This is a genomic window from Affinundibacterium macrobrachii, assembly GCF_014652415.1.
Lineage (GTDB): Bacteria > Pseudomonadota > Gammaproteobacteria > Burkholderiales > Burkholderiaceae_D > Undibacterium > Undibacterium macrobrachii.
The window spans coordinates 245,975-270,823 of sequence record NZ_BMYT01000002.1 but is presented as its reverse complement, the minus strand read 5'-3'; the positions used below and the strand labels follow the sequence as shown (position 1 = coordinate 270,823).

At 46.3% G+C, this 24,849-nt stretch carries 24 protein-coding genes; 9 read left to right on the top strand and 15 right to left on the bottom strand.

Annotated features, from left to right (window positions below):
• Positions 1-27: 27 nt before the first annotated feature.
• Positions 28-2,364, bottom strand: a complete 2,337-nt coding sequence (locus tag IE103_RS06965; protein ID WP_189345324.1) for a M20/M25/M40 family metallo-hydrolase — start codon at positions 2,362-2,364, stop codon at positions 28-30.
• A gap of 188 nt (positions 2,365-2,552) precedes the next feature.
• A complete protein-coding gene (locus IE103_RS06960) occupies positions 2,553-3,896 on the bottom strand; it encodes a dicarboxylate/amino acid:cation symporter (RefSeq protein WP_189345323.1) in 1,344 nt (447 codons plus the stop codon).
• A gap of 412 nt (positions 3,897-4,308) precedes the next feature.
• On the opposite strand from IE103_RS06960, the gene IE103_RS06955 reads away from it, so the two are divergent.
• The 5 genes from IE103_RS06955 (at position 4,309) to IE103_RS06935 (ending at position 9,483) form a co-directional block, all read left to right on the top strand.
• Positions 4,309-5,169, top strand: a complete 861-nt coding sequence (locus IE103_RS06955; RefSeq protein ID WP_189345322.1) for a GIN domain-containing protein — start codon at positions 4,309-4,311, stop codon at positions 5,167-5,169.
• A gap of 224 nt (positions 5,170-5,393) precedes the next feature.
• Entirely contained in the window at positions 5,394-6,974 is a 1,581-nt protein-coding gene (locus IE103_RS06950; RefSeq protein WP_189345321.1) for a DUF1800 domain-containing protein, read from the top strand.
• A 77-nt stretch (positions 6,975-7,051) separates the two neighbouring features.
• Positions 7,052-8,260: a DUF1501 domain-containing protein gene (locus IE103_RS06945; RefSeq protein WP_189345320.1), complete on the top strand. Its 1,209-nt coding sequence runs from the start codon at positions 7,052-7,054 to the stop codon at positions 8,258-8,260.
• 65 nt (positions 8,261-8,325) lie between these two features.
• Positions 8,326-8,832, top strand: coding sequence for a hypothetical protein (locus IE103_RS06940; protein ID WP_189345319.1), 507 nt, complete (start codon positions 8,326-8,328; stop codon positions 8,830-8,832).
• A 105-nt stretch (positions 8,833-8,937) separates the two neighbouring features.
• On the top strand, positions 8,938-9,483 hold the full coding sequence (locus tag IE103_RS06935; RefSeq protein WP_189345318.1) for a GNAT family N-acetyltransferase: 546 nt from the start codon (positions 8,938-8,940) through the stop codon (positions 9,481-9,483).
• 77 nt (positions 9,484-9,560) lie between these two features.
• On the opposite strand, the gene IE103_RS06930 is transcribed toward IE103_RS06935, so the two are convergent.
• The 9 genes from IE103_RS06930 to IE103_RS06890 form a co-directional block, all read right to left on the bottom strand.
• Positions 9,561-9,857 carry a hypothetical protein gene (locus IE103_RS06930; RefSeq protein WP_189345317.1) on the bottom strand — a complete coding sequence of 99 codons (297 nt, stop codon included), beginning with the start codon at positions 9,855-9,857 and terminating at the stop codon, positions 9,561-9,563.
• A 188-nt stretch (positions 9,858-10,045) separates the two neighbouring features.
• Positions 10,046-10,666 carry a hypothetical protein gene (locus IE103_RS06925; protein WP_189345316.1) on the bottom strand — a complete coding sequence of 207 codons (621 nt, stop codon included), beginning with the start codon at positions 10,664-10,666 and terminating at the stop codon, positions 10,046-10,048.
• Between the two features lie 229 nt (positions 10,667-10,895).
• On the bottom strand, positions 10,896-11,336 hold the full coding sequence (locus IE103_RS06920; RefSeq protein ID WP_189345315.1) for a hypothetical protein: 441 nt from the start codon (positions 11,334-11,336) through the stop codon (positions 10,896-10,898).
• Positions 11,337-11,817: 481 nt separating this feature from the next.
• Positions 11,818-12,291, bottom strand: coding sequence for a nuclear transport factor 2 family protein (locus tag IE103_RS06915; protein WP_189345314.1), 474 nt, complete (start codon positions 12,289-12,291; stop codon positions 11,818-11,820).
• Between the two features lie 17 nt (positions 12,292-12,308).
• On the bottom strand, positions 12,309-13,913 hold the full coding sequence (locus tag IE103_RS06910; protein ID WP_189345313.1) for a pyridoxamine 5'-phosphate oxidase family protein: 1,605 nt from the start codon (positions 13,911-13,913) through the stop codon (positions 12,309-12,311).
• Between the two features lie 68 nt (positions 13,914-13,981).
• Entirely contained in the window at positions 13,982-14,455 is a 474-nt protein-coding gene (locus IE103_RS06905) for a DoxX family protein (protein WP_189345312.1), read from the bottom strand.
• Between the two features lies 1 nt (position 14,456).
• The gene (gene grxC / locus IE103_RS06900) at positions 14,457-14,729 is read right to left on the bottom strand and encodes a glutaredoxin 3 (RefSeq protein ID WP_189345311.1); all 273 of its coding nucleotides are present in this window, start codon (positions 14,727-14,729) and stop codon (positions 14,457-14,459) included.
• Between the two features lie 118 nt (positions 14,730-14,847).
• Positions 14,848-15,351: a YHS domain-containing (seleno)protein gene (locus tag IE103_RS06895; protein ID WP_189345310.1), complete on the bottom strand. Its 504-nt coding sequence runs from the start codon at positions 15,349-15,351 to the stop codon at positions 14,848-14,850.
• Positions 15,352-15,450: 99 nt separating this feature from the next.
• Positions 15,451-15,987 (bottom strand): carboxymuconolactone decarboxylase family protein, encoded by a 537-nt coding sequence (locus IE103_RS06890; protein WP_189345309.1) that lies wholly within the window; start codon positions 15,985-15,987, stop codon positions 15,451-15,453.
• Between the two features lie 166 nt (positions 15,988-16,153).
• Between IE103_RS06890 and IE103_RS06885 the strand changes: the two genes are divergently transcribed.
• Complete coding sequence (locus IE103_RS06885) at positions 16,154-17,053, top strand: LysR family transcriptional regulator (protein WP_189345308.1); 900 nt, start codon at positions 16,154-16,156, stop codon at positions 17,051-17,053.
• A gap of 24 nt (positions 17,054-17,077) precedes the next feature.
• Here the strand turns inward: IE103_RS06885 and IE103_RS06880 are convergent, their stop codons facing one another.
• The 3 genes from IE103_RS06880 to IE103_RS06870 all read right to left on the bottom strand — a co-directional run bounded on the left by IE103_RS06880 (position 17,078) and on the right by IE103_RS06870 (position 20,409).
• On the bottom strand, positions 17,078-17,428 hold the full coding sequence (locus IE103_RS06880; RefSeq protein ID WP_373295235.1) for a GNAT family N-acetyltransferase: 351 nt from the start codon (positions 17,426-17,428) through the stop codon (positions 17,078-17,080).
• Positions 17,429-17,570: 142 nt separating this feature from the next.
• Positions 17,571-18,032 (bottom strand): GNAT family N-acetyltransferase, encoded by a 462-nt coding sequence (locus tag IE103_RS06875; RefSeq protein ID WP_189345307.1) that lies wholly within the window; start codon positions 18,030-18,032, stop codon positions 17,571-17,573.
• A 157-nt stretch (positions 18,033-18,189) separates the two neighbouring features.
• The gene (locus IE103_RS06870; RefSeq protein ID WP_189345306.1) at positions 18,190-20,409 is read right to left on the bottom strand and encodes an NHL repeat-containing protein; all 2,220 of its coding nucleotides are present in this window, start codon (positions 20,407-20,409) and stop codon (positions 18,190-18,192) included.
• A gap of 493 nt (positions 20,410-20,902) precedes the next feature.
• Here IE103_RS06870 and IE103_RS06865 point away from each other — a divergent pair, with 493 nt between their 5' ends.
• Positions 20,903-22,816 carry a Xaa-Pro dipeptidyl-peptidase gene (locus IE103_RS06865; RefSeq protein ID WP_189345305.1) on the top strand — a complete coding sequence of 638 codons (1,914 nt, stop codon included), beginning with the start codon at positions 20,903-20,905 and terminating at the stop codon, positions 22,814-22,816.
• A 47-nt stretch (positions 22,817-22,863) separates the two neighbouring features.
• Here the strand turns inward: IE103_RS06865 and IE103_RS06860 are convergent, their stop codons facing one another.
• The gene (locus IE103_RS06860) at positions 22,864-23,871 is read right to left on the bottom strand and encodes a hypothetical protein (protein WP_189345304.1); all 1,008 of its coding nucleotides are present in this window, start codon (positions 23,869-23,871) and stop codon (positions 22,864-22,866) included.
• A gap of 338 nt (positions 23,872-24,209) precedes the next feature.
• Here IE103_RS06860 and IE103_RS06855 point away from each other — a divergent pair, with 338 nt between their 5' ends.
• On the top strand, positions 24,210-24,401 hold the full coding sequence (locus IE103_RS06855) for a hypothetical protein (RefSeq protein ID WP_189345303.1): 192 nt from the start codon (positions 24,210-24,212) through the stop codon (positions 24,399-24,401).
• Positions 24,402-24,504: 103 nt separating this feature from the next.
• Positions 24,505-24,780, top strand: a complete 276-nt coding sequence (locus tag IE103_RS06850) for a TfoX/Sxy family DNA transformation protein (protein ID WP_189345302.1) — start codon at positions 24,505-24,507, stop codon at positions 24,778-24,780.
• Positions 24,781-24,849: the final 69 nt, after the last annotated feature.

Below are 24,849 nucleotides of genomic sequence, written 5' to 3'. Positions count from 1 at the left end.
GATGTTTACTTCTTATTGTCTAGGCCTCTATTCAGGGATATCGACCAAGGTAATCGTTTGTGCGGCAAAATCGACCGACGTCGGAAGCGCGACATGACTAAGCTTGTTCGGTAAAGCATAGAAAGTATCTGTCACGCGTATCTTCCCATTTTTGCCAGTCAGATCTTTGGCGAGCCGAATGCGTAAAGTGACGCCAGTTTTTGGTATCGCATGAACACTCGTCATCCACTTTTCTTTCGCTGTTTTGATCAGAACTTGATCTTGAATACTGGCAAATAAAACGCTCACGCCTTCGATTTGAATCCGCGTATTGCTTGCTGAATCTGGGCTAGTAATATGGATGAGGATCTCGCGTTGATTCTCGATGAGTTGATCTGACTGTATCGAAACTATCGGCGCAGCGATTCCAGCATCTGGTGCGGGCGCACTCCAGTATGCCCAAGCGCTGCGAGCATGCTCTTTGCCGAATAGCTCGGGCAAAGTCTTTTGTACGCTTGATTCGCCGAACATACTCAGTGTTTTGCGATCGAGATGGCGTTGTGGCGTGAGCCAGAGCGACAAATTTTTCTGAGGCATCGCAACATAGCTTAATTGCGTTGGGATTGGATGTGTTTCATGGAAATTCGCGGTAGCAATCGCGCCTAAACTGATCGCAACGAGGCCAATCAAGAGCACAATGCGAGCACGGATTTCATGCAAGATCCAAACCAGTAAAGGCGTTAATAGACCTAATAAAAGTGTGAATAAAATCACTGGCACCCCTAATGAATGAAAACCCAAAGCGATGTTGAATAATAAAATCAGTGGTGAAAATAAGAGGATAGAAAATCCCGCGCCCGCTAGCAAAATCCACGCATAAGCCAAAGATGTGTCAGGTACTTTCTTAAGTGCTAAATAACAGTAAGAAAGCAGCACAAACAGGAGGGGCCAAGCGAATAGAAAGCTGGCACCTGGGAAGCGCGCACTAATAAATAGTAAGATCGCGACCCATACCAACATAGCGCCAAAAGCGAGTTCTTTCACATGAATCCAGCGCGTCAGTATTTTTTGAATGAGACCAAAAGCGAGAGCGGTGATGATCAGTATTCCCAGCAAATAAAAATGTCCGGTGTCTTGATCATGCATTTCCAAGTAGGCCGGATAAAACTTAAATACGAGATTCCAAGCTTGTTGTGATAAAAATCCAATAGCGACGATCGCCAAGATAAAACTGCATGCACTGGCAATGGTAGCCAAGAGACGTAATTTCGTCGTTCTTGTCGTCAGCCAAAAAGCGGTGATCGCTAATCCGGTCAGGAACAGGGCAAGTGGTAAGGCAAGCGTTGCCGGATAGTGAATCAGACCGAACAGTGGAAGGCTGAAATACACGCTGTCTTCCGCATTCACCGAGGCAGCCATCGACGCACCCATCGACACATTGTGCGTACGCAAATCTTGCTCACCAAAATGCCGAACCAGTTGCAACATCATCTGTCCCTGTTGCTGTTGTGACGCCGGATTGATCAGATCATGGCGATCGTAACGCGTGTGATAGCTAGAAATATTTTGTATCATCGCAAAATTGAGTCCAGCGACACCTCGCTTACGAAATACCGTGAAGTCGGTGTCATTTGGTAAGGCTTTATAGACCTCATACATCAATGAATTGCTGATCACTTCCGGTACTGCTTTTGCTAAGCCAGTAATCAGATGACGGTTGCCCGCAGAGGGTTCGAACATCATGATCGGACCAGCGTTCCCTCGATTATCAAAATTGAGCAGCATACCGACATCCTTCATCCATGGATGGGATTGCGCAAATGCCGAAGCGCCTAATAGCCCAACTTCTTCGCCATCACTGAATAAGAAAATTACATCGTTCGCAAGTGGCGCTTGTGCTTTTAGTGCACGCAAGGTTTGTAGCATGGATACTACTGAAACGCCATCGTCTGCGGCACCAAAACTGTTTGGCACCGCATCATAATGTGCCATCAGTAGTAAAGCTTTTTTGTCTTGATTTTGCTGGCTATTCCGCCCCGCTAATCGCACCACAATGTTTTGCACCCGTCCACTTGCGTGACCTCTTTCTGAACTTACGAAACTTGTTTGTATTTGTGGCTCTAAGCCCAGTGCTTTTAATTCCGCCAGCAGGTAGTCGCGCACTTGGCTATGTCCTGCGCTACCGATAGGATGTTTGTATTGGGTGATCTTTTGTAATTGGATTTGTGCCGCTGGTAGTGAAAATTCGGTGGCTGCGTCGACAGGGTTTTGCTTCAGCTTGGGTTGTATCTGCGATAAAGAAAGATAAATCAGCAACACTAAAGACAGTAACAGCGCGATCAAACTCCAACGATGTTTGGCTTGAGCAGGAAAGAAAAAATGCATGACAACTCCAAAGAAGGTGATCATGCATTTTGATTGATTTAAGTGCGCCTGCAAACGTGCTGGTCACACATAGCGCAATTTGGCGTGTTTAAAACAACATTCGCCTCGATAAAGCTTATCGTGGATTCACACCAACCAAGCTAAGCTTCTCTGCGTACTTGATTGGCGTGACTTTAAGATTGCGTATTTTATGCAGATAATTGATCTGCAGCTGGCGCTGACATTGATGCTGTCGCTGTTGTTGCAGTGTTTGCGGTCTTGCTTGATTTGGCTGCGACGGCAGGTTTGCCTAATTCTTTGTGCATGACATCATGCTTCAATTCACCTTCCCAATGCGAGACTACAACCGTTGCTACACCATTGCCAATAAAGTTAGTTAGAGCGCGTGCTTCAGACATAAAACGGTCGATGCCGAGAATTAAAGCCAAGCCAGCAACAGGAATCGTTGGAATCACTGCCAGTGTCGCTGCCAAAGTGATGAAGCCCGCGCCCGTCACGCCAGAGGCTCCTTTGGAAGTCAACATCGCAACTGCCAACATTGTTAATTCTTGCGTTAAAGTTAGATCAATATTTAAGGCTTGCGCAACAAAGATTGCTGCCATCGTCATATAGATATTGGTGCCATCTAGATTAAAAGAGTAGCCTGAAGGAACCACTAAACCGACGACAGATTTTGAGCAACCCATTTTCTCTAATTTGTTCATCAAAGGCACCAAGGCGGATTCGGAAGAGGAGGTGCCAAGTACGGTCAATAACTCTTCTTTGATATAAGCGATAAAGCGGAAGATACTAAAGCCGACAAATTTGGCAATTAAGCCCAACACCACTACCACAAACAAAGTACAAGTCAGATAGAAGCTACCCATTAAAGCGGCCAAAGGTTTTAAGGAGGCGAGACCATACTTACCGATAGTGAACGCCATCGCAGCACCCGCACCAATTGGTGCTAACTTCATAATCACATTCATCATGCCGAAGAAAATATGTGATGCTTCTTCGATAAACATATGCACTGCTTGGCCTGTTTTACCCATGCGCATCATGGCATAGCCGAACAATACTGCGACCAACAAAACCTGTAGTAAGTCGCCAGATCCAGTGAATGCGTCAGTGAAGGTTTTTGGAATAATGTGCAGTAGAAAATCGACTGTGCTTTGATCATGTGCCGCTTTGGCGTAGCTAGCGACTGCTTTGCCATCTAAGGTCGCAGGGTCGACATTAAAGCCCGCACCAGGTTTCAGAATATTTACCACGATCAAACCAATCGCGAGCGCTAGCGTCGACACTACTTCAAAATAGATCAGCGCTTTGCCACCAACCCGACCGACTTTTTTCATATCGCCAGCGCCAGCAATACCAAGCACCACGGTACAGAAAATAATTGGGCTGATGAGCATTTTGACTAAGGCAATAAAGCCATCGCCAAGTGGCTTTAATTTGACCGCATTTGCTGCGTCAAGAAATCCGAACAAGCCGCCACAGAATATGGCAACAAGAACCCAGAAATACAGATGTCCAGTAAGGCGTTTCATGTTTGTCCCCTGATAATTATTAAATAGCCTAGGACTCGCTCAAGACAGTCGTTAGTGCTTTTTCTGTCAATTAGCTAGCGCAATTTTGCATAAGTCCTATAGGTATCACCGTGCTTAGTTCTATGGTTTACTAAGGTGGGTGAGTCGAGGATAGACAGCGACACTTTATTCGACGGCTGAGCGATCCTTGCAAACATTATCGATAGACAGACAAACAGCGTCTATTGTGGATAACCGCAATAGCCCCGTCTTTTAGACCGCGATTTATACGCTTCAGACCATTTTCTCGTCAGTTCATCGCTTGGTGCTAGAGCGAGTCAGCGAGTTTCGATACAGTGCGTCTGTGGCTGAAGCCGTTACGCTCATTGATGGTAAGTTCAGCGCCTGATTAACTTTTATTGGAAAAATTATTATGCGTACTATTGTTGCCCTGTGTTCTATTCTTGCCTTTTCAGGTTGTGCCATCATCATCGCTCCCGATGGTAATGACGCGCGTTTTGAATCCTCTTGGAGTAGCAATGCGATTAAAGGTAATGGCGATTTGCAATTAGATAAACGTCAGGTTAATGGCGCATCTGCGTTGAATGTCAGTGGCCCTATGCAAGTGGAAGTGCGTGTTGGTGGTGCTGCAGGATTAGAAATCAGTGGCGATAGCAACCTTCTCAATTTGGTGCAAACACAAGTCAATGGCGATACGCAAAAAATCTGGATTGATGAAAAATTCAATAGCAGCAATCCAATTCGTGTCGTATACACCGTACCAGCATTAACCGAAGTGATATCGAATGGTTCTGGTCGCATGATGATTAGTGGCTTAAATGGCGGTAACTTAGCAGTGAAAAATTATGGCTCACGTAGCATCAACTTAGATGGTCGTGTAATGCGTCTCGAAGTTGTCAATAGTGGTTCGGGTAGTATTAATGCGCTTGGCTTGATGAGCAATGACGCAAGAGTCAACGTGCAAGGATCTGGCTCTTTGAGTTTGGGCGCTGTTAATGGCAATGAATTATCGGTTTCTGTGAATGGTTCTGGCTCGGTCAATGCGAGCGGCAGTGTACGTAATTTAGTCGCTAATACACATGGATCAGGTTCTGCACAATTGTCTTCTGTAAAAAGTTTGAGTGCGGATTTAAGTAGCTACGGTTCTGGTTCAGTGTATGCCGCAGTGTCACAAAACGTCAACGCACAAAGTAATGGCTCAGGCAGCGTTACCGTGTACGGTAATCCTGCGCAACGCAATGTGAATGGTCGTCGCGTGAATTTTGTGAATTAATTCATCACCGAGTAAGTCGTTTTATAAAAAAATAACGATAGTGAAAACTATCGTTATTTTTTTCTTATTCTATGTTGCAGAAGCGTGCCCAGTTTCTGTTACAAGTTCTTACCAGCTTGCGCCTAAAGTTACTAAATACCCCGTGCATTTTAAAGGGCGAAGATTTATTCTGAAGACTTCGTATTTTGTCATTGTTGAACTCTGTTCAAAATGGAAAGTGTTCTATGTCTAAACTGTCTTCGATTCTGTCCCCGAGTCTATTCGTGCTGAGCGCGCTGTGTGGGCTTTCTGCTTGTAGTAATCAATCGCTTCAGCCACCATCTCAGACGCAAACGCTGCGTGCTTCCGATTTTTTTCAACAAGCACAAGTCAACTCGTATGCCTTGAGCAACCGCTTGACTTGGGGCGCAAATAAGACCAGTGAACAACAATTACGCGCGCTGGGGCCGGATGCCTACTTATTGCAGCAACTGCAGGCGCAATCAGCGCAAGTTCCAGCGCAAATTCAAAGTCAGATTGATGCGATGACGATTTCGCAAAAACCTTTTGTCGAAATGATGCAAGCTCTTGATCAACAGCGTGAAGAATCTGCCAAGATGCGAGGCACCGACGACAGTCTGCGCCAAGCGTATCAACAAGAACTAAACCGAATTGCGCGCGAAGCAGCATCACGTTCTTTGTTACGTTCGATTTATTCTTCGAATCAATTGCTAGAACAAATGAATTGGTTTTGGATGAACCATTTCAACATTTCGAATCGCAAAGACAATGTAAGAGCGATGTTAGCTGATTTTGAAGAAACCGCGATTCGTCCACATGCGCTTGGAAACTTCCGTGCGCTTTTAAAAGCGACGCTGTTACATCCGGCGATGTTGCGCTATCTCGATAATGAACACAATGCGGTGAATAAGATCAACGAAAATTATGCGCGTGAATTATTAGAGCTACATACCATGGGGGTTGGTAGCGGTTATACCCAAACCGACGTGCAAGAATTAGCGCGTGTGTTGACTGGTTTGGGGATTCGTGTCAAAGCCGATAACCCACGTCTAAATCAAGCGCAGTTAGCCGGCTATCAACGATTCGGCTTGACTGAGTTTCATCCAAGACGGCATGATTTTGGTGAGAAAAAATTACTGGGTACTACGATCAAAGGGCAAGGGCTTAGTGAGATTGATCAGGTCTTGGATTTGTTAATGCGTCAGCCTGCCACTGCCAAGTTTATCAGCCAGAAATTGGCGCAGTTCTTTGTCTCAGATGCGCCTTCTGATGCTTTGGTGCAAAGCATGGCGGAACAATTTTTGCAGAGTAAAGGTGATATTCCGCGCGTACTGCGAACTATGTTCGAATCCTCGGAATTTGTCGCTTCTTTAGGTAAGAAATTCAAAGACCCTATGCATTACGTCATTTCATCAGTACGACTTGCGTATGAAGACAAGATGATCGTGAATACTGGCCCGATCTTGAGTTGGATTAATAGCTTGGGGCAACAAGCAAATGGGCATCAAACGCCTGATGGCTATTCTATGAAGGAAATGGCTTGGGCAAGTCCGGCACAAATGACGGCACGCTTTGATGTTGCTCGATTGATCGCACGTGGCGCGCCGAATTTGTTTAAAACAGAGATGGAAGAAACTACCGCACAACATCGGGAAGCCGCTCGCCCTGCGCTGGCGCAGAATGTTTACGTGAAAGAGCTTAGTCAACAATTTAGCCAGAGTTCTCGCGATGCGTTGAGCCAATCTGGTTCAGCGCCAGAATGGAATGCTTTTTTTCTTTCAACACCAGAAATGATGCGTCGATAGATTTGTTCATCTTGAACACATCTGCGCAATTTCATTTTCAATCTTAATTACTTCTTTAGCCATCTTAGGTGAATACGATGAATCGTCGAGACTTATTAAAATCATTTGCCGTCGCAGCGACAAGCTTGAGCGCAACGGGTTTTAGCACACAGCTATTGGCTGCACCAACGGTTCAACAGCGTTGTTTGGTGGTGTTTTTGCGTGGTGCTTATGATGCGAGTAATTTATTGGTGCCTATTAGTAGTAGCTTTTATTATGAGTCGCGACCAAATATCGCCATCGCCAAACCGAGTGCTGATCCGCTGTCGGCACTTGCATTGAATGCGGATTGGGGACTGCATCCGGCGCTGCGTGATTCGATTTATCCGATGTTTCAAGCAGGTGAAGCGGCGTTTATTCCTTTTGCAGGAACTCATGATTTGTCGCGTAGTCATTTCGAAACGCAAGATAGTATCGAGATGGGGCAAGAGCTTGGCGGAAGTCGTAACTTTCAATCTGGATTTATGAATCGCTTAGCCGCGCAATTGAATGGGACAAGTGCGATGTCATTCACGGAACAACTTCCTATCATCATGCGAGGCGAAACGAAAGTTGCGAATGTCGCTCTGCAAAAAGCTAGCAAAAATAGTTTAGACGACCGACAAAGCAAGATCATCGCCCAGATGTATGGCAAAACAGCTTTGGAAAAGCAAGTCGAAGATGGTTTTGCGGTGCGTGGTGAAGTAGTTCAAAACATGAAAGCAGAAGAAGTCACGCTCAATAATGATGGCAATCGCGACGCTATCTCAACCAAAGGATTCGCACTAGAAGCCAAACGCATAGGCAAAATGATGCGCGATAAATATGCGCTAGGATTTATTGACGTCGGAGGCTGGGATACCCATGTCAATCAAGGTGGTGCCAATGGCGTGTTAGCTAATAAGTTAGAAGAATTGGGGCGCGGCTTATTGGCCTATAAAGCGGAAATGGGCAGTGTGTGGAAGAACACCACGGTGGTGGTGATTAGTGAGTTTGGCAGGACTTTCCGTGAAAATGGCAAACGCGGCACGGATCATGGGCATGGCAGTGTTTACTGGGTGTTGGGGGGCGGAGTGAAAGGTGGTCGCATTGTCGGCGAACAAATTGCCTTGACCGCCAATAGTTTGTTTCAAAATCGTGACTATCCGGTGTTGAATGAATACCGTGCTGTCCTTGGCGGCGTATTTGCGCGCAGTTATGGATTGAGCGCGAGTCAAATGCAGCAGGTTTTTGCTGGCGTGACGCCGTTAGATCTAGGGTTGGTTTAACTTTACCTACTTTTCCTGTTGTCTTTTTGCTTATCGTTTCGCGACTAGTCTGTGAAGCTGTTAAGATGGAAGCACTACAAGTATTCAGTGTTCTCCTTAGTATCGACAATAAGCGCATGAAAAACGACCACGTTCTAACTTATCGAAAGCTAACTGCCTTTGTGAATATCCTCGCATTAACCACTTTAGGGCCAATCGCCATGTCAGCCTCGGCACAACAGAAAATGCCTACGGAATTGCCTATCGATGTATCGCTGGGCGCGCCAGCTGATACGAAAGATCAACATCCCCTTGTCAAAGTTTTTCAGCCCTGCGTCAACGCGACTGGCTTGGTCGTCGATTTGCCTTTAGCAGATCCGGTGCCTGCCTACGAGTCCAGCGGTCATCTGTATCAATTAAATGAACTCGGGCGCATTGCGGATGGCTACAAGCATTTTTTACATATCAGCGCAGATGGCAAACAGTTCTATATTGTGCAAACTGGCGGCATCGCTGGTATGCAAAAGGTGTATGGTCCGCTAGACCCTAAAAATCCATGCCCTACTAAGCCAAACAAGAGGCCCCAAAAATAGCACTCGCACACGCTAGGACTCTCGCTAGCTTTCAGCTTAGCTGTCCACCACATAAAACACGTGACGCAGTGATGCTAAGATAATTCCGTTTCGATTGACATTTTTATGCACTCTCCAGCACCAGCATATTCATCAGCAGTACCGCAATTTCGACTTGCCAAGCAAGAAGATGCCTCAGCTTTAGCTGATTTAGCACGGCAAACCTTTATTGAGACCTATGCTGAACAAAATGACGCAGAGCAGATTCGTACTCACTGTGATAAAAACTTCGGCGTCGCGCAGCAAAGTAAAGAAATTGCCGATCCAAATTATGTGGTGATTCTGGCTTACCATGATGAGGCTTTGGTTGGCTTCGCACAAGTAGTGAACAATCCAGCCCCGCCTTCTATCGAAGCAGAGAATGCGGTTGCCTTATATCGTTACTACGTCAAAAAAGAATGGCATGGAAAAGGCATCGCACAACCGCTATTAGCAGAAGCAGAAAAAGCCGCAAAAACTTTCGGTGCAAATCAATTGTGGTTAGGCATGTGGGAACACAATGCGCGCGCTTTAGCCTATTATCAAAAAGTCGGCTTTCAACACGTGGGTTGGATGGATTATCAGTTCGGCGACATCATCGAGCGTGATTATGTGTTGTTGAAGCAGCTTTGAAGCAAGCTGAAAGATATACTAGTTTCGTAGCAATATAGCTTGGTATTAGAATCAGTAAGTCGCTTTACTCTAGCGGCTTAGCGCTTGATCGACACCCCATTTTTCTTGAAATACCACCACATCAATGGAATCTCGACAGCGGTATAAATCGCTAAGGTGTACCAAAACCAGTTGACCTCAGCGAACAATAAATTAAATTGATAGTCGCTACCCCAGTAATGGTAACCAACAATCGCCAGTGCAATCGCTGATGTAAAAATATCGTAGAACGCAATCTTGTTGAAATCATTGCCCGCCAGCGTTGGATACACAGAAAGATAAGCAAGTAAGGCGATAACAATATTGAGTAAGATGATGCTGAATTCTGGTGACATAGGTTTAAGCTGAAATTCAATTTGGGTTGCTGATGTGCATTGATATGTACTGATGCGTGAACAGCATATCAATTTTATCGAGAACATTGTAGTGAAGTTACTTATCTTACCCAATAAGATAAGTAACTTATCCAAGCAATTTTTTTCAGCAATCTATCAACCTGTAATGCTAGTTTGAAAATTTTTATCTAAGCTAGCAGCAGCTGCACGATATAAATTCCTTTAATACTAGGAAGCACAGTAATTGCAACGACGACAGTTCTTGCAAGGTAAGTCCAAAAGCGATGGGAGGTATTCGTCGCCGATTTCCATACTAAGAGTGCAGCTAACAAATGCAGGGTGATAGGAATCGCCAGTCCAATCGGAATCAAAATTAGACTTGCTAGCCCATGCATTGATATTAGTTCTGAGAAGGCAGCAAATAATTTACTTGCAATGACCTGCATCACTAGTAACAGAATGACGTAGACGCCCCAGAAGATTTTCCATAGTTCGACTTTTCCAGCGAAGGCACGGTCGATCGTATTTTCTGATTGTGGATTGATCTCAACTTGCTGTGTAGAGATGATTTGTCGATATAAGGCGATTGCCACGAATCCAATTAATGATGCCCAGATGATGACGAAGGACAATCCCCACCCGGCTAATCGATCCGCGCTATCTCGAAGTTCAGTAGCTAAAGTAACGAAGGGTAAAAAGAAGCTTTTGATGACATTGATATCTTGAATATTGCTGATCTCAGCAAGCATTTCAGGCGATATTTGATTGACTGCTTTAACTGCAAACAAGCGGTAAAGACCAAGCGACATGAGAGCGGAAATAAACGCACAAGCGCACAGTGCTAGTAATAATTGTGTGAGTCGACGGATGCGTAGCATTCTATAGATTTACAGTAAATGTAAAAAATTGATATCGACCCGATGATACTTGAATTAAACTAAAAGCAATGTATTTTATTTCAGGAAATCGAGCAAAGCAGCGCGACAAGACTAAATCGTGTTGCTCTGCTCTTCTTGCGCGATCTGTTCAACTAGGATTTTATTCGATCAAACTTAGATGGAACTTGCCAGCTTGCGCTGTCGACTTTTCTAAAATGGTGATGCAATTTTCCAATTCTTCCATCAGATCGACGATTTCATCTGCGTCGAGGCCTGTAATAACCGATGAGGCAACGGCAGTTTTCAATGCTTTAAAGCTAGATAAGCCTTCTTGCGAATCAAACCAAGTCATGTCGTCAATACCGTATCCAAGGCCAGTCTCAGGATCTAAGGCAACATCTTCATCCTCGTCTTCATCACCAAATTCGTCATAGTTGTATTCTTGATCTGTGTAGTCCATAAATTCACTTAGGGACTTCACGCCTATCTTTTTGCAAGTTTCATCGATTGCGTCTAGATGACGGCACATCTGCGAATGATCATCGCTGTCATGTGAATAGTTTCTTCCTTCTAGTGTGTGAATCCAGATGGTCATGCCCATGTCAAATGTCTCCTTTTATTGTTTCTAGGACTTACGCAAAACAGACGCTAGCGTCGTTGGTTCGCCTCGCCGTACAACCGTACTGTCTTCGGCTTCCCGCCTAGCCAGCGCAATTTTGGGTAAGTCCTATTTCATGCTTACTTGAATTACTTGAACGTAATCGAAATCACTCTAAAACTATCAATCTAAACGCACCCGCAAAACATGACTGCGGTTTGCGACATTACCTGCATAATCCGTCGCTGGCAAATCTTTGATCTGCCAAAACCGGATGATAGCGTGATCGTTGTGAGCTTCGTGGGTGATTATGTATCGCGCAATTTACAGAGCGAAGCTGCGATTAGCAACAGAGGAATCGTAGATATTTTCTGATTTTTGCCTGAAATTGACCAGCTATTCATCTATAACCCGGAGCTGGTAGTGTACAAATGATCGGGAAATCATCCGACATATGTGAGCAAGGTTTATTAGGCTTTATCTCTTAAAGCCCCAATTCACTTAAGCTAGGATGATCGTCTGGTCGTCTGCCTTGCGGCCAATGAAAGAGACGCTCGCTTTCACTAATTGCTAGATCGTTGATGCTGGCATAGCGTTTGTGCATCAGGCCGTTTTCCTCGAACTCCCAATTTTCGTTGCCGTAAGAGCGAAACCATTGCCCAGTTTCATCTTTCCATTCGTAGGCAAAGCGAACCGCAATGCGATGTTGATCGTGTGCCCAAAGTTCTTTGATCAGTCGGTACTCGTGTTCGCGTTGCCATTTCCTTTGCAAGAACGCGATGATCTGAGGACGACCGACGGAGAATTCATGACGGTTGCGCCATTGGCTATCTTCGGTATAGACCAAAGAGACTCGCTGCGGGTCGCGCGAATTCCAACCGTCTTCGGCTAGTCGTACTTTTTGTGTTGCACTGGCTAAATTGAAAGGCGGTAAAGGTGGTTTGGTTTCGATGGTCATCGTTGTCCTTATTGGGTTTAGAGATCTAGGGTAATCGTGTCGGTAAGGGCACGAGAGACACATACGCACATCAAATTATTCTCTCGTTGCTTGGTATTGAGCGCATGATCGCGATGTTCGACTTCGCCTGCTAACACTTTGACCGCACAGGTACCACAATTGCCCACGCCGCAATCGGATAGCATATCGATCTCAGCCTCGCTTAATGCCTGCAAGACGGTTTGGTTGGCTTGAATCGGTATGACTTTATTCGAGCGTTTAAGTACGACATCAAAGAGACGATTTTCAGTCGTTCTTTTCGCAGAAAAATGTTCGTAATGGACTTGTTCTTCGCCGAAGCCATAGTGCTTGGCTGCCGCCATCACCGCATTAATCATACGATTCGGGCCGCATATATAGATGTCACTTTCTTTGTTGGCATGTTGCAGCAATTCATCGATGTCCAGACGTTGCCCTTGATCCGAAAAATAGCAATGCAATCGTGTTCCCAAGTCATGGCGTAGCCGATCACCAAAGGCCATGTGGCGTTCGCTTGCCGCTGCATAGTGGATCACGAATTCATTACCGCTAGCCGATAAGCTTTGCGCCATGGGTTTAATGGCAGTGATACCGATACCGCCGGCGATCAAGAGAACGGGGCGGATGTTGCTTGATAAACGAAAGTCATTCTTTGGCAGTTCGCAATGCAGCAGGCTTCCCAATTGATAGTGTTGATGTACAAAGGCGGAGCCGCCTTCGCCCTGATCTTCCCGTAATACGGCGATTTCGTAAATATCGCGTCGCGCCGGATTCGATGCGATTGAGTAATGACGCACCGCTGTTTTCCCATTGCTCAAGATGACGGGAAGCTTAAGGTGTGCCCCAGCTTCGACTTTGGGCAAATCAGCACCTTGTGGGTCGCGTAATTCAATCGCGCGAATTTTTGGTGTTAATTGGCGGATACCGCTGACGACTAGGCTCAATGGACCGTTGCCAAGACCAGCAGCGGGCACGGTCGGCGTGCTTGCCGTTTTTGTTTCATCACTGGATTTTTGCATTTGCTTGAACGTGGCAATTTCCGCCTGCATGGGGGCTAGCAAGAGCTCGATGTCGCGGTCGGTGTAGCGCGGCGTGATGTGTTGTGGACAGTTCCAATCCCAGGCCTCGACCGTGATGATGAAAGCCCGTTCAATGCGAGCGCGATAGGCTGGCATTTCTAAGCGGGCGATGAGTTCGGGTGCTTCATGTTCGTGAACGATTTTGACGCGCCCCCAAATCTTGATGCGTCTTTGTTCGCGATAGTCCATCAAGATCATGGCGATGCGTTCATTGGCTTGTAAATTGCCCACACTCAGATATTGGCGATTGCCGCTAAAGTCGGCGAAGCCTATGGTGTTTTTATCCAAGACTTTGAGAAAGCCAATCGGCCCACCACGATGCTGCACGTACGGCCATCCATCTTCGTTCACCGTCGCTTGGTAAAAGCTGTCACGTGCTTCGATGAATTCCGCTTCACGCAGGGTCAAATCGCCACGCGTGTCGTCTGCTAACTCAAAGCCCATATTCGCTTCACGACTGTGGTAACGTGTTTGTGCAGCTTTGACGCTAGGCGTGAAATTGATGGTGGCGAAAGCACGTGGCATGGTGTTCTCCAAGATGTTGGATTGATTAAAAGAATCTTACAACTGTGATGGGTTTGTGGTCGCGATCGTTATATCGAATGCTTAGTCTTGCGCCGACCCCAATAGTGATCAACTTGAAATAAATTGGCGGGCGAGCAGGTAAGCAACATCAGCATCAAGCCCCATTCAATATGATCTTGTAGCGCAGCAGGGATGTCTTGCAACACACTGTAGTAGGCGACGACAGCGACAAAGTTGACGGCCAACAGACCAAGCGCGGCAAGTTGTTTGAACAGCCCCAAGACCAAGAGCACAGGTAGAAGTAACTCAGCACCAGTCGCCGCATAAGCAGCGACTTCTGGCGACAATAGAGGCACATGATATTCGTCGGTGAACAAGGAAACGGTCATTTCCCAATCGCGTAATTTACTCAACCCAGACATAAAGAAAATTTTAGCCACATAGAGACGCAACAGCAGATCGGTCATTGGCAACAAGATTTGCAAGCCTTCCTGCGCATGAACAATGGGTTTTAGCAATGAGATGCTTGGCTTGGTTTGCATATTAGCTGCTCTTTCCGGCAACGCCATGTAAAAGTTGATCGAGCTGCCCTGTTTGTTCTAGTTGGTACAAATCGCTAAAGCCACCGACATGCAAATCATCAATAAAAATCTGTGGCACGGTTCTCCGGCCGGTGCGAGCAAGCATTTGTTCGAACTCTTGCGGCAGTTGATCGATCATCACTTTATTGACCTCGACGCCTTTACGGACCAAGAGTACCTGTGCTTGGACACAATAAGGGCAGGTGCCAGTGCTATACATGGTGATTTCAGGCATGGTGTTCTCTCTTTCGTTTAGATAGTTGTGCTTTAATTGACTAGCCTCAACTGACAAAGATGGGCGATCTGATCTCGATATACATTGGATGAGATCAAATCGCTTAAGTGTGATTCGATTACAGATCTTTTGGGGCTTTGTTTTTGATCGATGGCCAAGCTTGGCCGGCTTTGACGATATGACCAGGCACGTCTTCTAACCATTTTTTCTGGATGTCTTTATTGACGTTCAAATACAGTTTGCCATCGACTACGCGCCATGCTTGCGGATCACCGTCGAGCTTCTTTTCCAAGACCACGCCCATGGCGCAGAAGCCACCAAATTGCGGTGCGTACTGTGCTGGATGTGCTTTAAATTTATCCAAATTGTCTTTTGATGCAAAGCGATAGGTGGCGCCTTCGAACGTATGCGTGTAAGCGGCCTTGCCTAAAGTTGGAGCCTTCACGGTGAAGTAAGCAACTGGATCGTAGCCGTGCAAAGCCACACCTTGGGTATCAAGATTGACAGCAGCAGTTGAGTTTTGATCTTGTGCTTGTGCAGTCAGCGGCGTGCCAACGGCGACCGCAAATGCTGCCAAAAAAGTGGAAGCCAAGATAGTGCGACGTAAAGTTGAGTGAAACATGATGTACTCCTTTTTTAATGATGAAATAGTGAAATGCTTAAGTGTTGAAGTGCTTTGGCTAGTCGTGCTCAATGAAAAACTTCATTGAGCACTGGACGATTACGCTAAGTTGACTTTCGGGAAGTCGATTTCTACGCGGCTGGCTTTGCCTAAAATATTCGTCAGAATATTCATGCCAACGTGAGTAATGATCTCGACGATATCGCCATCAGTGAAACCAGCATTGCGGGCTTCGATCAATTCTGCTGTGGTGATTTCACCTTTGTGTTCTGCTAAGGAATGTGCCAATTTCACGGCGATCGCCGCTTTTGCATCTTGGCTGCTGCCAGCGCGGTTAGCCGTGATTTCATCATTGCTCAAGCCCGCTTTTTTTCCTAATGCGGTGTGCGCTGATAGGCAGTATTCGCAAGAGTTTTGCTGAGCCATAGCGAGCGCAATGCGTTCACGGGTTAAAGGATCTAAGCTGCCTTCATTCGCTACGCCATATAGGCCGAGGAATGATTTCAAAGCCACTGGTGAGTTAGCAAAGATTTTTAAAAAATTAGGTACTACACCCAATTGCGATTGGATCGCATCGAACAATGCTTGTTGTTCTTGCGTGGCTGTTTCGTTGGTGACGAGATGAATGCGGCTCATGGTATTTCCTTTTCAATAAGTGAATGTCGATTTGGTTTGCATCGCCTTGATCCGGTATTTCTTGTCGGTGTTCAGCGAATGCATGCATTGTGCCTATCGTCATTGAAATGAAGAATACTCATGGATTACAATTGATTATTGCGAAAATAGGAATAATGGGGTTCTTATGGATAGGTTTCATCAAATAGCGGTGTATGTTGCGGTGGCCGAGGAAGAAAGTTTTGCGGCAGGAGCCAGACGTCTGGGTATGTCACCACCTGCAGTAACACGGGCTGTGGCGGCATTGGAAGAGAGTCTGGGTGTGAAATTATTGAACCGGACGACCCGCTTTGTCAGGCCGACCGACGCTGGACAACGCTATTTAGATGATGCGCGACAGATTCTCGCCAAGGTGCAGGAAGCCGATGAGGCGGCAGCCGGGATTAATGCCGATCCGCGTGGGCATTTGACGGTGACCGCGCCGGTCTTGTTTGGCAAGATATTCGTGATGCCACATATCGTTGAGTTCTTACAGCGTTATCCAGCGGTCGATGTGTCCGCCCTGTTTTTAGATCGCGTCGTGAATATGATGGAAGAGGGCGTGGACGTTGGCGTACGCATCGGCGCGCTGCCAGATTCAAGCATGCGTGCGCTAAGGGTGGGGCAAGTGCGTCGCGTGTTGTGCGCCTCACCGGACTATTTGGCGCAACATGGCATTCCACAAACTCCAGAAGATCTGAAGCAGCATCATATAGTGGCAGCAACCGGTGTCAGTCCATCCATAGAATGGAAGTTTGTCGACAGCGATCACGTTGCCGCGGTTCGTATCAAACCACGTCTAACAGTGACTAGTAATGATGGTGCGATTGCCGCCGTGATGCAGGGGGCGGGCATCACACGATTACTGTCGTATCAAGTCGCGCATCAATTAGAACAAGGCAGTTTAAAAACTATCCTCAGCGAGTATGAATCAGCGCCCTTACCGATTCACATCGTGCATCGAGAGGGACGAGATGGTTCCGCTAAAGTACGCAGTTTTGTGGATTTTATGGGACAAGCTTTGCGTCAATATTCGGCACTGAGTTAAGGCAATATCGTAACTACAAAATTTTTAAAGCGCGCGTTCCATGACGATATTCGCTCGGGAATAAACCGGATGTGGCCCTTCGAACACGGTTTGAAAACCAAACTTTTTATACAAATGGATCGCCGCTGTTAGTTTGGTGTTGGACACTAGATAGACCTTTTTCGCATGTATGGTTTTGAGTTTGTCCAAGCAGTGCTGCATCAATAAATTGCTATAAGCCTTGCCATGATGCGCGGGCGATACGGCCATGCGCGCTAATTCGTAGACACCATCGCCGTTATTAAACAAGGCGCAGACACCAACCACTTCCTCGCCGCTAACTAAGGAAAATATGTAGCCGCCCTTGTCAATAACTTGATGCGGATCGGCCGCCAGTTTCTTGTCCGTTTCCTCAAGTTGAAAATAATGACTGATCTATTCTTCGTTGAGGCGGATGAACTCGCTTAAGTGCTCTTTGGAATTTTCTAGGATTTTGATCATGGTTTTTGGGTGGTAGATGATAGATTCGGGATCACAATTACGTAACCAAATTAAAATCACGACGATATTTAACAAAGCCTCGTTTACTGCCATCTTGAAAACCATGACGTGCAAAGAATCGATGCGCATCAGTTCGGCTTGCAGTACTGAGTAGCATGAGCTTGGAGCATTGATTCGTAGTAGCGATGCGCTCAATTTCGAGCATCAGCTTCGCGCCAATTCCAGACGAACGAGCATTACTGCTCACCACGACGTTTTCAATGACCCCGAAGGTCTGTTCGCCAAACATGACGTCTAAACATAGTGAAAGCAACGCCGTTCCTGTTATTACTCCGCCGCAATCGGCCACAAGTAAAAAAGTATGTTCATCTCGAGCCACTTGCTCGAGGCGTTGTGGGCTAACGTGAATGGTGGGATTGCTCACTAACTCGCGGTAAAGCGCTTCAATTGCATTTGCATCATCGGGTGTCGCCCGACGTATTTTTATCTTTTGGCGCATATGTTTGGCGTAAGTTAGTAGGCTAGTCTTTTTGCTTATTTATGGCTCACTCGTTAACGAGACATTTTTTCTTCTTCATTTAGCTGTGTGAAATAAAGCGGAAGTGAACGAACATTTGTAGCCAATTTTACGCGGCATAAAATCGCTCTTCCAAAAGCTATTCCAAACGCACCCGCAACACATGGTTGCGGTTTGCAATATTCCCCGCGTAATCTGCTGCGTGGACGTGAATCAGATAATCCCCAGCAGGTAAATCTTTGATCTGCCAGAACTGGATGATGGCATGGCCATCATGGATTTCGTTGGTGATGTTGTATAAAAATTTGGTCGCGGCGCTACCGTGTACGGTAATGCCGCTATTTTCGGCATAAGCTACTTTAACGGCTTCTTCATCAGCTGGCAGATGGTTGAAACGTATCGTCATTTTCGGTTTTTCAAAACTTGGTAGCGGTGTGCCATCGGCATTCAGGATCTGATAACCGAGTTCGTATAAGCCCAAACGACGGCGTGCGATATTGCCATCGGCTTGATCGAAGGCATCGACGATGATGCTGACTTGTTCCAAGCTGCGTGATAGCGTTAATGGCGTGTTACTTGGCGAGACGGCTGCTGGCGCTTTGTCTTTCTTCTTGCCCTTGGCTTTAGTCGCTGCCATGACAGGTCTGCCCAAAATATTACCGTCTTGATCCGCGATATCGATACGATTGATTTGCGGAATGACGCTATCTTTGAAACCGATGAATTGTAGCGACAGCGGATTAACTACATCGCCTTCGGGCGCGTAATTCAAATGAACGTGATACATGCTGTTGATGGTTCCAACTGCTTCACCAACTTGAAAGCGCGTACCGCGTTTGACGCGAACTTGTTGTAGCTTGCCGTTGGCATCTTTGATCACGCGAAATTTTTGAGGATCGAGCACGGATTCATTCAGCTTACGCCCGACTTTCATGTGGATATACGATAGCTTACTGATCCGCATACCCTCGTTGATGGTGCCAGCCGCCCAAGCTGGCACAGGTGAGCTGACTTTCTCATCTTTAATCGCGACTACAGACTCGCCCATATTGGCTTGCATATCGACACCGCGATGAAAATGATGTCGACTGTCGCCACCATATTCGCCACGCACTTCGCCTATGGTTCCAACGACTTCATGGGGCTGATCTTGCGGTAACAGAGGCCACAATGATGGTTGAACTACAGGCGCGACTGGCTCGACGATGCGTAAGACTTGCGGCGACATGCTCAAGCCTTCTTTGGCATCTTTTCGATGAACTTGATGTAAGCGATTCATGCCACTGTCGCTGACCAACAGATTGCCATGCGGATTGACGGCGATAGCCATAGGGCTGCGCATACGTGGGCTGGTATCGTCACCGGGAATGATATCGATATCGACACCAGTGAGGCCACGAGTCTCCCCGCTCGGCGCTATTTGCATGATGCGACCATGTGAGAGTTCACTGACATAAATGTGATCATCATGCGTGATCGCTAAACCAGCTGGACGGCGTAGTAAGGCTTCTCTATCTTTAGGATCGCTATAGATCAATGTGGAAACTTCGCCCAATGCATTGATCTTACGTACCGCATTATTACGGGTGTCTGCGATGATTAGTTCGCCCTTGCTATTGATAGCGATGCTACTAGGCGTATCAAATAAGGCGGCTGTACCGACGCCATCTTGGTAGCCAGGAATCGCGCCGCCAGCAATGGTTTGTACCGTGCCATCTGGCAAAATCACGCGGATTTTGTCGTTGTAGGTATCTGCCACATAGACCTTGCCATCCTTGGCAACCACAAGGCCGATCGGGCCATTAAATTGCGCCTGCTGTGCTGCGCCATCGCGATAGCCAGCGACGCCATTTCCTGCCAAGGTCGATACTTGCCCTTTCGGAGTAATCTTGCGAATCACGTGATTACCAGTATCCGCTACATAAAGATTGCCCTCTTTATCGAATGCGAGCGCCGACGGTGTGTGAAACTTGGCTGATTGTGCGCTGCCTTCAATCGCATCGGCAAAACCTTCGGTGCTGCCAGCGTAGATGACAGACTCGCCCTTCTTATTGATTTTTATAATTCGATTATGTTCGCCCGCATCAGCGATATAGATATTGCCTTGCGCATCAAAAGCGATGCCATTCGGGTCGCTAAAAGTTTCTGCGCTATTCGGATCTTGATTCAGCGAATACTGGATCGCAAACGGCGTGATCTGCGCTTCCCATTGCATATCGGTGACCAGCGGTTTTTTGGCAAACACTGTTTTGAGTGGTGTGGGTAAAGGTGACTCAGAGCGGAGCAAGTAATAGCCAGAAACGGCTAAACCAGAAATCAACAAAGTTGCAGATACGAGAAACAAAGAACGGCGTTGCATGAATAAAAAACCTTAAACACTCATCGGGATGCGCAGCATAGCAAGCATGGGCTGGGTTTTGTAGTGTTTTTTGATCGTGTGAGATGAAATACCTTGGTCTATCAGTCAAGTCGTAGTTCTGATAACACTCCCTCTCCCGCAAGCGGGAGAGGGTTGGGGTGAGGGCGGCTGGCAAGCGAGAAAACATATCAATTGCATCTGTTCTCAATACAGAACGCAGCATTTAAAGATACATTTCGTTAGTCTAAACTGCCCTCATCCCTGCCTTCTCCCGCTTACGGGAGAAGGAGTCTTTAACCGAAACTGAACTCATTCTGCCGTCAAGAGTAAGCACGCTTTGCCGACGAGTTTTAGTCGAGGTAAGCATTTTTTAACCACAAAGCTTCACTAAATTTTAATTTCTTAATATATTTAACCGAAACTTCTGCGCATAATTGCGGTCTACTTACCCAGTTTCAACTCCTTAATTGATTACTTTCACAGCCAACTCAATATGAAAACTAGCCACGCATATTCCAAAACACTGTGCCAACGATCCCTGTTAAGCCTCGCGCTTATCGCTGCTTTTTCGACGAATAGTACGGCGCAAGATGCTACAGCCAATACGAAGACCGTTCCGGTTTTCTATAACGGACAAGCCCAAATCGTGCCGGGTTTTCAAGATAAATCGCAATGGATTAAACAAGAATTATGGGTAGAGACCGAGTTTGATAGCGATGCTGATGGCAAGCCAGATCGCGTACACGTTGCTGTCACGCGTCCTAAGCAAACCGAGACGGAAGGTTTAAAAGTGGCGGTGGTTTATGAATCATCGCCCTATTTTGCCGGCACCATGAAAAACCAAAAGATGTGGGATGTGAAGCACGAGTTAGGCAGTGAGCCACCACCGCGTCCAGTCAATGAGCAAGCGAAATTTATCCCAGTACGTCCAGAAATTTCACGTACAGAAATTGATACGTGGTTGCCACGTGGTTTCGCAGTGGTACATTCTGAAGCGCCCGGTACCGGTTTGTCACAAGGTTGTCCGACGGTTGGTGGCGCGCCAGAAGAACTCGCTCCAAAAGCCGTAATCGATTGGCTCAATGGCCGTGCTAAAGGCTACACCACCATCGATGGCAATCAAGAAGTTAAAGCAAGCTGGGCCACAGGCAAAGTCGGCATGACCGGTACTTCCTACAATGGCACCATTCCTCTAGCTGCAGCGACCACAGGTGTGGCAGGTTTAGAAGCTATTATCCCAATTGCACCAAATACGTCTTACTACCACTACTATCGCAGCAATGGTTTGGTCCGTCACCCAGGCGGCTATTTGGGTGAAGACATTGATCAACTATATGACTTCATCTACAGCGGCGCCCCAGAAAAACGCGAGTACTGCAACAAGACAATTCGTGATGGTTTGTACCCCGCCAAATTTGACCGCAAGCATGGCGACTACAATGATTTTTGGGCAGAGCGCGATTTGCTGACCAAGATCAAAGGCGTCAAAGCAGCCACCTTGTTGGCGCATGGTCAGCAAGATTGGAACGTGATGCCCGAGCATTCGATACGCATTTATGACGCTTTGAAAAAGCAAGGCGTACCAACACAGTTGTATCTGCATCAAGGTGGACATGGTGGCGGCACACCACCATTAGAAATGCGCAATCGCTGGTTCTCGCATTATTTGTATGGCGTCGATAATGGCGTAGAGCGCGATGCGCGTGCCATGATCGTGCGCGAAAACGCAGAACGCGGCACGCCACCAACGCCCTACTTAGATTTTCCAAATCCAGAATCCAGTACAGTGAATTTATATTTAGGTGCTGGCGGCAACAAAGCCGGTAATTTGAATTTATCCACGCCAAGTAAAGCGAGCATAGAAAAATTGATCGACGACGTGCAGATAAAAGGCGGTGTTTTAGCACAAGCCGAACAATCGCCCCATCGCCTAATCTATGCGACACCAGAATTAAGCGACGCGATGCACTTATCCGGCACACCGAGCATCAAGCTACGCGTTGCTGCTAATAAAGCCGCAGCCAATTTGTCGGTATGGCTAGTGATGTTGCCTTTCGATGGCAAAGTCGTTGGTTCAGCCGGACAAGCAGGTGTGATTTCACGCGGTTGGGCCGATCCACAAAATCATCGCGCATTAACTAAAACGGGCAATTACGATTCCAAACTATCAGGCACGCCACTCGTACCAGGCCAATTTGTTGACTTAACTTTTGACTTGCAGCCGATTGACAGAATCGTCCCTGCAGGCAAACGTTTAGCTTTGATGATCATGTCCAGTGATCAAGACTTCACATTATGGCCAAAAGCAGGCACCGAGCTCAGTGTTGACCTCGCTAAGACTTCGTTGAGTCTGCCTGTGGTTGGTGGTGAATTGGGTTTGAAGAAAACACTTTCGATGAAACCATAATGCGTTGCTGCGCAAGCGATCTCGTTTGCGCAGCATGTTTTGCGTGATTACAGCTGATTATTACAGTTTGCGCCGACTTGTTTTTTCTGCTGCTGGAAGGAAGCGCCTCTCTTTTGCAAGTAATCAGAACCCCATGATTTAAATAATTGATCGGCTTCTTGTTTGGCGATTGTCAAATCTTGAGGAGTGATTTGACGTGCAGCTTGTTGTAATGCGCGGTTAACATAATGATTGTTGCCAGCATCACTTCTAGAAATTAAGTTATACACATACGCATATTTTGCTGCTTGTCTGAAATCAACTCGGATTTTTGAAAGTGGCGCAAGTGGTCCGCGCATGATCGAAGAATCACCACTATATTCTTCAATAAGTGTGAGTGCAGCAGACGCTGATCCCGCGCTTGCTGCTTGTTGTAAAAACGTTTCGCGGTAAACTTGAAAAGCCTTCCAAGCGTCAATGTTTGCATTGAGATCATTCGGATTCCAATACGGTTTGGTGGCGAAATCTTCCATAGAATTGATGTGACCATTCAATGCCGCGACAAATTTAAATCGCCAAGCCTCAATTTCGTCATATTCTTCGTATCCTTTACAAACAGCTTGATCAATTTCATCTTCTGCTCTGTATGCGTTCAGTCGCTCTTGCCATTTCAACGGTGTTGAATTGTTTAGCTTTGTGCTTTCTGCTTCTTGTTGAAGTTGGGAAATGAGTTTCTTGCGCTCTGGAAGTAAATAGCCACACCGAAATAGCTCTTCGGCGAGCCGACACGCAGCTTTGGCATCGTTTTGTTGAACACGTTTTTTGAGTGGCTCGTAAATCTCTTTGAGCGGAGTGTTGTAGGCAGGTAGTTCAGTAGTGGTCACGATAGGTTTATCGGATTGCGTTTTCGGTGACCTCGTTGGCGTTAAGTCTTTAGACGCTAGTTGCGCAGGACTTTTGACATGCGTAGTCGTAGCCACGATCTCTCTCACTGTTTCATCCGCAACTTGCCAACGCCAATAGATTAACAGGCTAGTCAATAAGGCGAAAGCGATGAAGAGCTTCAATAGTTTCATATTGGGTCGTAATGGACACACTGATCAAATTAAGTTAGACAAATTTTCTGCTCGATTCTATCTTCAACTGAAAGAGGGAAGTTGAGATTTTTGCGTAGTCAGTAGCACAAACTGAACCCCGGTTCGCACAAATCTTTACCCCAATCTTCTAACCATTAATCCCAGCATCTTGCAACTCATCCCAAAGTAGATTTGCTCTATCACATCGCACTAGTGTGACAAATTTAGCTATGTCAAAGTGACTTCCGATGGACGCGGTTGATCTAACTTTGTTTGGTAATTGTACATACTAGAACACTCGTTTTTCATCGTTAATATGAAATTGCTTGGAGCTAACTATGTACAAAAAAAGACGTAATCTGGGTTTGCAAAGAGTGTCGTTTCAGGCTTTAACTAGCAATAATTTGCGTACCGAATCCAAGCTAGAAACGCAGCGCACCAAGGCCAAGTTGCTGCAATCTTCTCCACTATTGAATGAGATGTTTAAAAGTTCGAAGCCCTCGCAAAGTGACGAAGGTAGTTGTCGCTAGCAGTGCAGCAAATAAAATGTGAACATAGACGGCTTTCTGCTAAGCTGATCGCTCTCTATAAAGCGACTTACCCAGCCAAAATCTTTGCTCATTTTAGTTTGCCATGAACGATATAACAGACCTCCGCGGGCTAGGACCAAAGTCAAAAGCGATGTTGCACAGCATAGGCGTGACATCGGTAGAACAGTTTATGGCAGCTGACGTGTTTGTACTTTATGCGCGAATACAATCGGAACATCAATCAACAAATCAAGCGACCAGTTTGAACCTTCTTTACGCGATGATTGGTGCGCAAGAAAATCGGCATTGGCAAGAGATTAAACGAGAGCGGCGTTTAGAGATTTTGCTGCGATTAGAGGAACTTGAGCAAACCAAATAGGATTGCGTTTGCTTCAAACTACTTATTTCTCTTCTTAGAAAACCAGTTATGTCTCGATCGAACACTGCG